The organism is Paenibacillus chartarius (assembly GCF_042432825.1).
Lineage (GTDB): Bacteria > Bacillota > Bacilli > Paenibacillales > NBRC-103111 > Gordoniibacillus > Gordoniibacillus chartarius.
Genome location: NZ_JBHLWN010000014.1, coordinates 58,241 through 71,086 on the forward strand (window position 1 = coordinate 58,241; position 12,846 = coordinate 71,086).

General features: G+C 59.3%; 8 protein-coding genes. 3 read left to right on the forward strand and 5 right to left on the reverse strand.

The window, feature by feature from the left end:
* Window positions 1-63: 63 nt before the first annotated feature.
* The 3 genes from ACFFK0_RS02230 to ACFFK0_RS02240 all read right to left on the reverse strand — a co-directional run bounded on the left by ACFFK0_RS02230 (window position 64) and on the right by ACFFK0_RS02240 (window position 2,880).
* Window positions 64-858: an ABC transporter ATP-binding protein gene (locus tag ACFFK0_RS02230; RefSeq protein ID WP_377468230.1), complete on the reverse strand. Its 795-nt coding sequence runs from the start codon at window positions 856-858 to the stop codon at window positions 64-66.
* On the reverse strand, window positions 858-1,766 hold the full coding sequence (locus ACFFK0_RS02235; RefSeq protein WP_377468232.1) for an ABC transporter permease: 909 nt from the start codon (window positions 1,764-1,766) through the stop codon (window positions 858-860). The genes ACFFK0_RS02230 and ACFFK0_RS02235 overlap by 1 nt, the downstream gene beginning before the upstream one ends.
* A 70-nt stretch (window positions 1,767-1,836) precedes the next feature.
* A complete protein-coding gene (locus ACFFK0_RS02240) occupies window positions 1,837-2,880 on the reverse strand; it encodes an ABC transporter substrate binding protein (protein WP_377468234.1) in 1,044 nt (347 codons plus the stop codon).
* Window positions 2,881-3,327: 447 nt separating this feature from the next.
* Here ACFFK0_RS02240 and ACFFK0_RS02245 point away from each other — a divergent pair, with 447 nt between their 5' ends.
* From ACFFK0_RS02245 to ACFFK0_RS02255, 3 genes are all read left to right on the forward strand, one after another.
* On the forward strand, window positions 3,328-4,218 hold the full coding sequence (locus tag ACFFK0_RS02245) for a manganese catalase family protein (protein ID WP_377468236.1): 891 nt from the start codon (window positions 3,328-3,330) through the stop codon (window positions 4,216-4,218).
* A 403-nt stretch (window positions 4,219-4,621) separates the two neighbouring features.
* Window positions 4,622-5,572 (forward strand): cation diffusion facilitator family transporter, encoded by a 951-nt coding sequence (locus ACFFK0_RS02250; RefSeq protein ID WP_377468238.1) that lies wholly within the window; start codon window positions 4,622-4,624, stop codon window positions 5,570-5,572.
* A 170-nt stretch (window positions 5,573-5,742) separates the two neighbouring features.
* Entirely contained in the window at window positions 5,743-6,843 is a 1,101-nt protein-coding gene (locus ACFFK0_RS02255; RefSeq protein ID WP_377468240.1) for a metallophosphoesterase, read from the forward strand.
* Window positions 6,844-7,301: 458 nt separating this feature from the next.
* Here ACFFK0_RS02255 and atzF read toward each other — a convergent pair whose 3' ends face one another.
* Together atzF and uca are read right to left on the reverse strand one after the other, a co-directional pair.
* Window positions 7,302-9,086, reverse strand: coding sequence for an allophanate hydrolase (gene atzF, locus ACFFK0_RS02260; RefSeq protein WP_377468242.1), 1,785 nt, complete (start codon window positions 9,084-9,086; stop codon window positions 7,302-7,304).
* Entirely contained in the window at window positions 9,083-12,841 is a 3,759-nt protein-coding gene (gene uca / locus ACFFK0_RS02265; protein ID WP_377468244.1) for an urea carboxylase, read from the reverse strand. The genes atzF and uca overlap by 4 nt, the downstream gene beginning before the upstream one ends.
* Window positions 12,842-12,846: the final 5 nt, after the last annotated feature.

The following is a 12,846-nucleotide window of genomic DNA, read 5'->3' on the forward strand; positions in this document are numbered from 1 at the left end:
AAAGGCTGTCACTTCCAGCAGATCTCCTCTGCTTGGTGTGACAGCCTTTTTATTTTTGCCTAATTAACCTAACACAATCCGGTCGTCCGCCAGCTGCTGGCCGCTGATTCGCGCAAACTCGCCGAGCAGCTGCTCGACCGTCAGATCGCGCTTGCGCTCCTGAGGAATGTCGAGAATGATACGCCCCTTATCCATCATGATCAGCCGGTTGCCGAGACGGATCGCCTGCTCCATGTTGTGCGTGACCATGAGCGTCGTCAAGTTCAGCTCGCGCACGATGTCGTCCGTCAAGCGGGTAATCAGCTCCGCTCGAGCCGGGTCGAGCGCCGCCGTATGCTCGTCAAGCAGCAGGATGCTGGGCTTGGTGAAGGTCGCCATCAGCAGGCTGAGCGCCTGGCGCTCGCCGCCGGACAGCAGGCCGACCTTGGCGCGCAGCCGGTTCTCGAGGCCGATGCCGAGCCGCTTCAGCTGCTCGCGGAACAAGGTTCGCTTGGCCGACGTTACGCCGAAGCTGAGGCCCCGCGGTTTGCCGCGGGCATAGGCCATCGCCAAATTTTCCTCAATCGACATGTTTGGCGCGGTTCCGGCCATCGGGTCCTGAAACACCCGGCCGATCCAGCGGCTGCGTTCGTGTTCCGGCAGCGCCTGAATCTGCTTGCCGTCGATCCGCACATCGCCGAAATCCGGCTTCATTACGCCGGAGATTATATTCATCAGCGTCGATTTGCCGGCGCCGTTGCTGCCGATGACCGTGACGAAATCTCCCGGATTCAGCTTCAGCTGAATGTTCGTCAGAGCGATCTTCTCGTCGGGCGTGCCGGGGTTAAACAGCTTCGATACTTGATTCAGCTCCAGCATTAACGTCCACCTCCTTGGGAAGGCGCGGCGGTCAGCTCGATGACGCGCTTGCGCGCGGCCTTCTTCTGGCCGACGGTTCTGCGCACCGAAGGCAGCACAAGCACTACAATAACGATCAGCGCGGTAATCAGCTTCAGATCGGATGCGCTGAGCCATTCGACCCGGAGCGCGATCGCATAAATCATCCGGTACACGATCGAGCCGAGCACGGCCGCGAGCGTCGCCCGGAATATCGAGCCGCCGCCGAAGATCGCTTCGCCGATAATAACGGAAGCAAGTCCGATAACGATCATGCCGATACCCATCGAGATGTCGGCAAAGCCCGACTGCTGGGCGATCAGCCCTCCGGATAAGGCGACAAGACCGTTCGATAAGCTGACGCCGATAATCTTCGTCGTGTCCGTATTGGCGCCGAACGAGCGGATCATTCGAGAGTTGTCACCGGTCGCCCTGAGCGCAAGACCCAGATCGGTAGCGAAAAATGCATCGAGCAGCAATTTCACAACGACTACGACGATCAGCATCATGAGCAAGGTTGTCTCCGGGTTGAATATCGTCCCGGTGCCGAGCAGTGAAATGTTTGGTTTACCGCCCATGATGCGCATATTGATCGAATACAAGGCAATCATCATGAGAATACCGGACAGGAGACCGTTGATTTTCCCCTTTGTATGCAAGAGGCCGGTCAGCGCACCGGCGGCAAGACCGCTCGCAAGAGCCGCCAGCGTAGCCAGCCATGGAGATGCGCCGTGTGTAATGAGTATGGCCGCGACCGCCCCGCCTGTCGCAAAGCTGCCGTCCACCGTCAAATCCGGAAAATCAAGAATGCGATACGTAATATAAACGCCCAGCGCCATCAGCGCATACAGCAGACCGAGCTCGACGGCGCCGGTCATGGATTCCAACATATCAATTTCACTCCTTTACGAATAAAAGAAGGGTGAACGTTAGGCGCGTCCACCCCGGTTCAAGCTGGAATTATTGAATAATGTTCGTTGTTTTGTCCTTCACCGCGTTTTTCATTTCATCGGTAACCGTGACGCCTTGCGCCGCCGCCGCTTTCAGGTTCAGGATCAAATCGAGGTTCTCCGGCAGGGTGACTTTCATATCCGCCGGTTTCTTGCCGTTCTTCAAAACGTCAACCGCCATTTGACCGACTTGGTAGCCGTGATCGTAGTATTTGAAGCCGACGGTTGCGAAAGCGCCCTTCTCGACGGTTTCACGGTCGCTGGAGAACAACGGAATCTTATTCTTCTGCGCCGTCTGAATGATCGTATCGACGCCGCTCACGACCATGTTGTCGAGCGTAATATAGAATGCATCGACTCGGCCGACGAGCGATTCCGCCGCCTGCTTCACTTCCGACGTATTCGTAACCGGAGCCTTGACCAGCTTCACGCCGGCCTTAGCCAGCTCCTTCTCGGCCTTGTCGGCCATAATGACCGCGTTCGGCTCGCCCTGATTGATCACGATGCCGACGTTCTTCACGTTCTTGAAATTCGTTGTAATGAAGCTCATGAGCTGAGTGATCGCTTCCGGGTTCGTATCCGCGGCGCCGGAGATGTTGCCGCCCGGCTTATCGAGATTCGGTACGATCTTTGCAGCGACCGGATCGGTAACGGCGGCAAACAGAACCGGCGCGCTCTTCACCTGCTGGGCGACCGCCAGCGCGGACGGCGTCGCAATAGCCAGTACGAGATCCTGATTCTTGGACGCGATCTTCTGAGCGATCGACAAGTTGTTCGCCTGATCGCCTTGTGCGTTGTTGTAGTCCAGCTTCAGGTTTTGGCCTTCGACAATTCCCGCGTCCTTGAGCGCCGCAAGGAAGCCTTGACGGGTCGCATCAAGCGACGGGTGTTCGACGATCTGCGAGATCGCGACGGAATACGTTTTGCCGCCGGCGGCAGGTGCGGGAGCCGTCGAGCCTGCTGTGTTCGGCTGTGCGGCATCCTTCTGGCCGCAGCCGACGACGCCGAGCATAACGGCGGATAAAGCGAGGGAAAGCAGAGCTTTGTTTTTCAAGAATATGTACCCCTTTCAAATTCTAGTGTGTTACCGCTTTCGCGCGGGAAAGTGCCAAATTAGGTCTAAAGTCCTCTGTTTCAAGCACCTAACTGTCTGCGTGCCCACGAAGCGCCTCTAATTAACCATAGTTTAATGTGCTTGCTGCGCTCCGTCAATGATAAATATCTGCTAGAGCCAAAATGAAAAAGACGGACCACTGCTCGTGCAGCAGGCCCGCTCCCAATCGGCTGATCTATCATTCGCCAAATTTTTCAAGAGATTGCGTTCATTGGGGTGGTCGTCTCCTCATTCGGGTCCGGCAAATAAATGAGACCAATCAAACCCACCTTTTTCCTGTTTGGATACCGTTTATTTCCGGAATCGTTCTCGTCGTATCGGCATAGCCGGACATCCGCCAGGGTAATCTAACCTGCGAAAGCAGCATATTCTTTGGAGGTTGATGGCATGTTTTTTTATACAGAACAGCTGATTAACGAGATCGTTCCGGATGAGCCGGATCCGGCCGCAGCCAAAGCGCTGCAAGAAATTTTGGGAGGCCATTTCGGCGAAATGAGAACGATGATGCAGTTCTCGTTCCAGAGCGCCAACTTCCGCGGTCCGGCGACCCAATACCGCGATTTGATCCGCGGCATTTTCCTGGAAGAGATTTCTCACGTCGAGCTGGTGCAAACGACGATCAACCAGCTGCTGGACGGCTCGGGGACCCCGAAGCAGGACGGAGCCTCCGGCGATGCGGCCTTGAAGAACGCCACCGGCGACGGTATCACGTACCATTACATCATCGGGGCCCAAAGCTCGCTTCCGGTCGATTCCGCCGGCAACCCGTGGAACGGCTCGTGGGTGTATGATCACGGCAATCTCGTCAGCAATTTGTTGGACAACCTCGTCCTGGAGGCGACAGGCACGCTGCAGAAGTCAAGGATTTACGAGATGAGCTCCAACAAGACGCTGCGCGAAACGCTGGCCTTCTTGATGGTACGCGACAATGCGCACCAGAACGCGTACGCGAAAGCGCTGGAAACGCTCGGCGTCAATTGGGGCAAAGTGCTGCCGGTACCCCAATACGATTTGAACCAATACCCGGAATGCCGTAAATATTTGGAGCGCGGCTGGAACAACGTGCAGTTCAATTTCCGCTTGGACCCTACACGGATCGGGGAGATCTTCAGCGGCCCTTCTCCGGACCGCAGCGGCGGCATGCTGTCCGTCGAGCCGCCTCCGGCAGGGTTCCCGGTGCCGGTACTTGCCGAGCGTCCGATGGAGCACAGCCCTGGCATTCCGGTGCCGTCTCCTGCAGCGGCGCAACAACAACAGCAGCAGCCGGTTATGGCGTAACATCAAGCACAAGAGCACACTGCAAATAAGATCGGCAGCTGGCAGGCTGCCGATTTTTTATTGGTCTACGCAGTGGACTTGTCTAGACCATTACCTCACTGCGGAAATGTATCTCTTCCGGCATGATGATTGCCTTCCCTTCGAATAATAGGTCCACTCCACTCGATCAACCTCATCCAAGTTACTCGCATTAGCTGCCGGCATATTTCTTAAGGAGTCTATTTTATGCCTCAGATAATCAATATGTTCGAGTATCCTAACAAGGATTATTCATAGCCGGCCTAAGGAACGCTTTTGCTGCAAACTTGCTTGCCGGAAATCGTTGCAGGAACAAGCGTTCTAGCGTATAATGCCAGCAAGGATGCGTCGCCCATATGGGCGCATTCCGGAGGAGGAATCGGACATGAGTGCACCGGAATACGATTATCACCATCTTGAACACGTCAAGGAACAAAGCAAATCGCAGCGAACGTTATGGATTACTCTCTTCTTAACGCTGTTCTTCACGATTGTCGAAGTGATCGGAGGACTCGTCTCGGGTTCGCTTGCGCTGCTGTCGGATTCGGCTCATATGATATCGGACGTGCTGGCGCTCGGACTGAGCATGCTGGCCGTATACTTGGCGCGAAGACCTCCGAATCCCCGGTTTACGTTCGGATACCTGCGCTTTGAGATTATTGCATCGTTCCTGAACGGACTGGCGCTTATCGTCATTGCCGCCGGCATCTTCATCGAAGCCGTGAAGCGATTTTTGAATCCCCAGGAAATCGATTTCTACACGATGCTGACGATCGCCTCGATCGGACTGGTCGTCAATATCGTCTTAACGATCGTGCTGCACCGCTCCATGGAAGAGGAAGAGAACCTGAACATCCAGAGTGCGCTGTGGCATTTTATCGGCGACTTGATTTCCTCAATCGGGGTTATCGTTTCGGCCGTATTGATTTTATTTACAGGGTTGACCTGGTTTGACCCCATCATTTCGCTCGTCATCGGCATCATTTTATCTTCCGGCGGCTACAAAATCATTCGGGAATCATATTTCATTCTTATGGAATCCGTTCCGGAGAAGTTCGATCTGGAGGAAATCCGCGCATCGCTTGCCGAGGTGGAAGGCGTGGAGGACGTACACGAAATGCACCTTTGGGCGATCTCTACGGACCACTACTCGCTGACCGCGCACGTGTTCGTCGATCCGGACATCCAGCCGTTCTGCATCATCCTGGCGATTAACGAAACGCTTCAGGAAAAGTACGGCATCACCCATTCCACCATCCAAATGGAGCATGCCAACATTCACCCGCACGGGGAATACGGCAAAGAGTTCCTGCGCAATCGGGCTAATCACCAATAACCTACGGAAAAATCCTTAAGCCGGCGGAACCGACGCGGCCGCGAGCTTAAGGATTTTTTTTGCGTTGCGCGTAAGTCCGGATAGCTGTCATCAGGGGACCGCGGAATAATGAAAAGCAGCTCGCGGCGTATTATACTATACCTATTACAACCAGAGTCAGGAGAATGGACATGTTCCTAGCAATCGCAATTATTGCGCTGCTCATTTATGGCGGGCTGGTCTATTATATCGGCTGGCGCGGGTATCGCTGGCTCCGCCCGGGGGCGGCAACGCGGCGGTTTAAGACCCTCTATATCATCGTCGTTGCGCTGGCCGCGAGCTCGTTCATTACCGGCCGCATATGGGAATCCAAGATCCTCGGTATGATCGGCGCTTATTGGATGGCTGTTTTTTATTTGCTGCTGCTTCTAGTGCCCGTTGCGCATGTAACGGTTATTTTGCTGCGCTTCACCCGGCTGCCGCGGCGCGGAACGCAAGTGTGGGCAGGGGTTGCGACGCTGGCGCTGCTCGTTGCGTTACTTGCCTACGGCTCGTACAACGCCTACAGTCCTGTCGTCAGCTCATACGAGATCAAGGTGGAGAGAGGCGCATCATCGCTCCCTTCATTACGCATTGCGATGGCGGCGGATACGCATTTCGGCCTGCTGTCGGGTAAAGATCACGCCGAGCGGCTTGTGAAGGAAATGAATGCGCTGAAGCCGGATCTCATCCTGCTGCCGGGGGATATGTTCGACGACGATATTCAGCCGTTTATCAACCAGAAGATCGACCGGATATTGGCCGGGCTTCAAGCACCGTACGGCGTGTATGCCACGCTGGGCAATCATGATAAGCATAAAGGCACGATGCGGCAATTGATCGAAACGCTGGAGAGCAGCGGTATCAACGTTCTTTACGATGAAACGGTTACGGTGCAGGACCAGCTGACGCTGATCGGGCGCAAAGACCGAAGCGACCGCGGGCGGATGCCGCTGAATGTACTCATGCAGGGCGTCGATGGTGCGAAGCCGGTCATTTTGCTGGAGCACCAGCCCTATGAGCTGGACATCGCGCAGCAGGCGGGCGTCGACCTGATGGTGTCGGGGCATACGCACCGCGGGCAAGTGTTTCCCGGCAACCTGATTACGGATGCGATCTACGAAAATGATTGGGGCTACGTGAAAAAGGAACAGCTGCACTCGATCGTTACATCGGGCTTCGGCTTCTGGGGACCGCCGATTCGGATCGGTACGAGGTCTGAGATTGTGAGCATTAACGTGCAGTTTGAATAGCGGAACATTGCCCATTCGGCTGGGACCCGGAGGTACCGGCGCTTAATAGCGCTGCATGAACGAACAAGCCCTCCCTCGGACGGGAAAAGCCGTTCGGAGGATGGGGAGGCCGTAAAGAGTTGCTAAATTGCGGACTGTCAGGGCATTAATTCCGGGTTTGGTGCGACAAGTTCCGGAATAGCGGATTTTCAAGGTGCTATGTTGACGCGATGCGGCCCTTTTCGAGTAGATTGATGAATGTATGCCAAAATAACACCTTCAAAAACCGCTATCCCCGCCAACATGACGTTTTTCGTGGAAATAACGACTTGCCGCTCCTCTAGTAGCGATCAGGAGAAGCACCACGCCATCGATTCGTGTCGTGAGGCTGAGAAGTTTGACTATATATAGAAAAAGACGCAGCTTTGAGTAAATCATCGAGCTGCGTCTCTACCTAATAAGTGTGACTTACGGATCGGCTAGTTAGCGGCAGGAACCTGTCTCCAGCCGCCGTAAGCGCTGATGTCCGCGGCCCCTTGGGCGGCATAAGCCTCGCATACGAAGCCGGGGACCGCCGTGCCGTCGGCCAGCTCGACCTTGCCGATGCCGAGCGGAGCCGGGATCGAAGCGACGAAGCCGCCGAACGATTCGAGCGGCATCTCCCATACTTCAAGAGCGATGGCCGCACCGCCCGAGAGGCGCTTGATCATCCCCGGCTTCGCCGGCTCGGTGGGCAGCTTCACCAGCTGATACACCGGAGCCGTGACCGTTTCGCGGACGAAGCGTGCCCCGTACCCGAGCATCTGCTTCTCCAGCGGAAAGCCTCTCATGTGCAGTCCGCATACCGCAACCAGTGTGGTCGCCTGGGCGGATACAGCATTACGGTCTGACGATGCTGTCACAGAGGCTGTTTCCGCAACCCCCCCTGTTTCTCCTGTCCACTGGGCCGCCGCCCCGGCCAGCATGCCTTCGTTCTCGGCAAGTGCGAACAGCGTGACGCCGAACGGCAGCTCCGCCGCCGCTTCGCCGGCCGGTACGGCGATAGCGCCGAGGTCCAGCAAATTGCAGTGGTTCGTATACCGCCCCATGTCGCGGTTCGTTTCGATCGGGGCTGTACGCACCTGTTCACGCGTCCATGTACCTCCGCATGTCGGCAGCACGAGCACGGCATCCTGCAGCAGCTTCTTCGCTTCCAGCTTCAGCGCTTGCAGCCGGTGAATTGCCTGAAAGACGGAAGCGGCATCATATCCGGAGCCCGCTGCCGCGGAGCCGGAGCGCAGGATGCGCTCCGTTACCGGAAACGCCGTGCCGGGATGCGATTCGATGAATTCGCCCAGCTGCGCCCAGCGCTCTGCAACCCAAGGACCCTCATACAGCAGAGCCGCCGCCTCACGAAGGAATTCCGTATCGATATACTCTACTTGAATGCCTTGACGCTCCCAACGCTTCGCCGCCGTCTGCCACGCCCGCTCGTAGTCATTCGCCCAAGGGCCGTAGAAGGAGAGCGGCTCGCGGGGCAGCAGCACGCGAGCCGGCAGGGCCGCCGCCGGCGCAGCCGATGCGCGGGACCACGGGTCCAGCGCATCGGCTCCGCGCACGACCGCGTCGACGGTCAGCGCGTCGGCCAGCGTATGCGTGAACGCCGTCACGCAATCGAGGCTGGCGCAGGCCGGGACGACGCCTCGTACCGGCCATGCGCCGACGGCGGGCTTGTAGCCGACAAGCCCGTGCAGCGCCGCCGGCACCCTTCCGGAGCCGGCGGTGTCGGTCCCGAGCGCGAACGCCGCATGGCCGCGCGCTACGGCAACGGCGGAGCCCGAAGAGGAGCCGCCGCTGATCAGCTCCGGGCGCAAGCCGTTATGCGTCTCGCCGTACGGGCTGCGCGTGCCGACCAGACCGGTCGCGAACTGGTCGAGGTTCGCCTTCCCGACCGGTATCGCTCCTGCTGCGACGAGCCGGTCGACGACCGTCGCATGCGTATCCGGCACGTAAGCGTAGTCCGGACATGCGGCCGTCGTCGGCATCCCCGCCACATCAATGTTGTCCTTGACGGCGAACGGAATCCCCCAAAGCGGCGCCTGGTCCGGATCCATTAGCGCCAAAGCGTCCACATACGGCTGAATCCGGTCCGGCGCAGGCGGCGTGATCCAAATGTTCATATCCTTATCGGCTTCCGCCCGCCGCACGATATCGGCGACGATTTCCGCCGGCGTAATTGTCCCCTGCCGGTATTGCTCGCGCAGCCCGCTGATCGTCCAAGTCATCCCGCCATCGCCTCCTTCGCTTCCGCTGCGGTTAGTCCCGCGAGCAGCCGTCCCGCATGCACCTCGTCGCCCGGCGCGACGAACACCGCCTCTATGACGCCGTCGCACGGTGCGTGCTGCGGGAATTCCATTTTCATACTTTCGACGATAAGCAGCGCCTCGCCCTTCACGACCCGCTGCCCCGGCTCGACAAGCACTTTCCAAACGCTTCCCGGCATGTTGCATCTTACCGCAGCGGCCCCTTCCGGCAGCTCCTCCTCGGATGCTTCCGTCCCTGACTCATGCACCGATACGTATTCCGCCAGCCCGAGCGCCTTCCAGCTTTCCCGCTCCGCTTGGAATGCCGATCGCTGCATGTCGCGGAAATCGGCGCTGTCTCCCTCAATGGAAGCAAGGAACGCCAAATATTCGCCTAAATCAAACGTCGTTTCCTCAATCTTGACGTCAAAGCGTCCGCGCACGAAATCCTCGCGTAACGTCAGCAGCTCCTCCGCTCCGACCTCGTAGAACCGGATCTGGTCAAAAAAACGCAAGAGCCACGGCTTCCCCGGAACGAAGCTGGCCGTCGAGCGCAGCTTATTCCACATCTGCACGGTCCGGCCGACGAACTGATAGCCGCCCGGCCCTTCCATGCCGTACACGCACATATACGCGCCGCCGATGCCGACGGCGTTCTCCGGCGTCCATGTCCGGGCCGGATTGTACTTCGTCGTCACGAGCCGGTGCCGAGGGTCGACCGGCGTCGCCACCGGCGCTCCTAAATAGACGTCGCCGAGGCCGAGCACCAAATACGTCGCATCATATACGATCCGCTTCACCTCGTCGATACCGTCCAGCCCGTTGATCCGCCGGATAAACTCGAGGTTGCTCGGGCACCAGGGAGCATCCGGGCGCACGTTCGCTTGGTAGCGCTCGATGGCCAGCTGTGTTGCAGGATCGTCCCATGAAAGCGGAAGGTGAACGATACGAGACTGCACCCGAACCGACTCCAGCGCGGGCAGCTCCCGGTCGAGCTCGACGATCCGGCGGCACATCTCCTTGACCGTCATCCGTGCCGGATCGATATGCACCTGCAGCGAGCGTATTCCCGGCGTCAAGTCCAGCACCGCAAGCTCGTCGCTGCGGGTCTCGATGGCCTGCATCAGCTCATGCACCTGGAAGCGCAGCATCAGATCCAGCTCCATCGGTCCGTACTCGACAAGAAGGTAGCTGTCGCCGCAGCAGCGTACCGTCAGCGGGAAGCGCCGCCCCTCGGACTCGGCGGCGAGCAGCGGATAATCCGGTGTCAGGCGCGCGCCGGCATGAGCCAACGGCAGACCGACCCTTCCTGTAGACTCGCGCCGCCCCTCGCCGATCGCCGCCAGCTGAGCCTCCATGCTGCGGCGCATCGCCTCCGCTTCCTCCAGCGTCAGCAGCTGAAACTTGACCTTGTCGCCTGCATGCAGCTGGCCGATCTTCCACAGCTCCGCCGTCGCCGTCGTCACCGGGCAAACGAACCCGCCCAGGCTCGGTCCGTCCGGGCCGAGCAGGATCGGCATGTCGCCGGTCAAATCCAAAGTCCCGATCGCATATGCATTGTCGTGGATGTTCGACGGATGCAGTCCCGCTTCCCCTCCGTCCTCGCGCGCCCAGAGCGGGGCGGGCCCGATCAGGCGCACGCCGGTGCGCGACGAATTGAAATGAACCTCCCAGCTGACCGAAGTGAGCTGCTCCAAATATTCCGGCTTCAAGAACTCTCCTGTGCAATGCGGCCCCGGCACGACGCCGATCGTCCACTCCCGGGTCAGCTCCGGCCGCGCTTCAGCCGCCAACCCTTCCAGCACGGTCGGCTGACCTACTCCTGCGCCTGCACCTGCACCTACGCCTGCACCTGCACCTACACTTACTCCTGCGCCTGCGCCTGCACCTGCGCCTGCGCCTGCACCTACGCCTACGCCTGCAACTTCGCCACGACGCACGCCGAGCACATCTCCCGGCCGCAAAGCGCGTCCTCCGTGCCCGCCGAAGCCGCCCAGCGTAAACGTCGCCGAGCTCCCCAGCACGCGAGGCATATCGAAGCCTCCCGCCACGAGCAAATACGAGCGCATCCCGATCGCCGCTTCCCCGAACTGCAGCACCGCGCCCCGTTCGGCATACACCGGCTTATACAGCGGCACCGCAGCACCGTCCAGCTCAGGCTTCATGTCGGCGCCGGTAACGCAGAACCACATCGCCTCGCGAAACCGGTAGGCGCCTCCGCGCAGCGTCAGCTCCAGCCCGCTTGCCCCGTCATCGTTCCCGAGGAGCTTGTTGCCGATACGGAATGCATACGGATCCATCGGTCCGCACGGCGGTACGCCGACATTCCACAGGCCGGTACGCCCCGGAACGTCCTGCACCGTCGTCTGTACGCCGCCGTCGAGCACTTCGAGCGCATGTTCTCCCGGAGCGAACTTCTCCAGCATGCGCGTAAATACGCCGCCGCTGACAAAGTCCGGCTCCTGCAGCAATGCCCGCACGTAGCTGAGATTCGTCGTAATCCCGTAGAAGCGGGACGCCTCCAGCGCCGCGCTCAGCTTCGCCGAAGCTTCCTCCCGGTCGCGGCCGTGCACGATAATTTTCGCCAGCATCGGATCATATAACGTCGTTACCGTCATGCCGTCACGCACCCACGTCTCGACTCTCACCCCCTCAGGAAGCAGAACTTGATCCAGCTGCCCGGCGCTCGGCCGGAAGCCCAGCAGGCAATCCTCGGCATAAATGCGCGCCTGCATGCTGTGACCGGAAGGCTCCGGCACGAGCGCCGCCAGCCCCCGCAGCTCGTCGGCTGCCTCGCGCACCATCCATTCCACGAGATCGACGCCGAGCACTTCCTCCGTTACTCCGTGCTCCACCTGAAGCCGCGTATTCACCTCGAGAAAATAAAACTCCCGCGTCGCCGCATCATACAGAAACTCGACCGTACCCGCGCTGCGGTAGCCGGCCTCCGCCGCCAGCCGCTGCGCCGCCGCCAGCATGCGTTCCCGCACCTCCGCCGGGAAATCCGGCGCCGGACTTTCCTCAATCACCTTCTGATTGCGCCGCTGCACCGAGCAGTCCCGTTCGCCGAGCGCCACAACTTCGCCGAACCGGTTGCCGAAGATTTGCACCTCCACATGCCGGGCCCGGGCGATATATTTCTCCAGAAACATGCCGCCGTTCTTAAAATTCGTTTCGGCAAGATGACGCACCGATTCGTAGGCGCCGCGCAAAGTCGCCTCGTCCACGCAAACGCGCATGCCGATACCGCCGCCTCCGGCGGTGCTTTTCAATATAACCGGATAGCCGACCCTCTCCGCCTGCTCCAAAGCTTCGTCCAGCGACGCGATGAGCGGCGTTCCCGGCAGCATCGGCACTCCCGCGCGCTGGGCAATGTCCCGGGCGGCATGCTTCAGCCCGAACATTTCCATCTGCTCCGGCGTCGGTCCGATGAAGACGATCCCGCGCTCGCGGCAGGCGCGGGCGAAGTCGGCATTTTCGCTCAAAAAGCCGTAACCGGGATGTATCGCCTGCGCACCGATCTTCTCCGCCGTCCGCAGAATCAGCTCTGCATTCAAATAACTGTCCTTCGCCGCACCCTCGCCGATCAGCACCGCCTCATCCGCGCCGTCGACATGCAGACTGTCCTGGTCGGCCTGCGTATACACCGCTACGGAAGCGATGCCCATTCGGCGCAGCGTGCGTTCAATCCGGCAGGCGATGGCGCCCCGGTTGGCAATCAAAATTTTCGTAAACATATGGA

Excerpts from the sequence above, each read along its gene's own strand:
- atzF (WP_377468242.1), bottom strand. The coding sequence starts at position 9,086 with ATGACTTGGACGATCAGCGGGCTGCGCGAGCAATACCGGCAGGGGACA.
- ACFFK0_RS02230 (WP_377468230.1), bottom strand. The coding sequence starts at position 858 with ATGCTGGAGCTGAATCAAGTATCGAAGCTGTTTAACCCCGGCACGCCC.
- uca (WP_377468244.1), bottom strand. The coding sequence starts at position 12,841 with ATGTTTACGAAAATTTTGATTGCCAACCGGGGCGCCATCGCCTGCCGG.
- ACFFK0_RS02235 (WP_377468232.1), bottom strand. The coding sequence starts at position 1,766 with ATGTTGGAATCCATGACCGGCGCCGTCGAGCTCGGTCTGCTGTATGCG.
- ACFFK0_RS02255 (WP_377468240.1), top strand. The coding sequence starts at position 5,743 with ATGTTCCTAGCAATCGCAATTATTGCGCTGCTCATTTATGGCGGGCTG.
- ACFFK0_RS02245 (WP_377468236.1), top strand. The coding sequence starts at position 3,328 with ATGTTTTTTTATACAGAACAGCTGATTAACGAGATCGTTCCGGATGAG.
- ACFFK0_RS02250 (WP_377468238.1), top strand. The coding sequence starts at position 4,622 with ATGAGTGCACCGGAATACGATTATCACCATCTTGAACACGTCAAGGAA.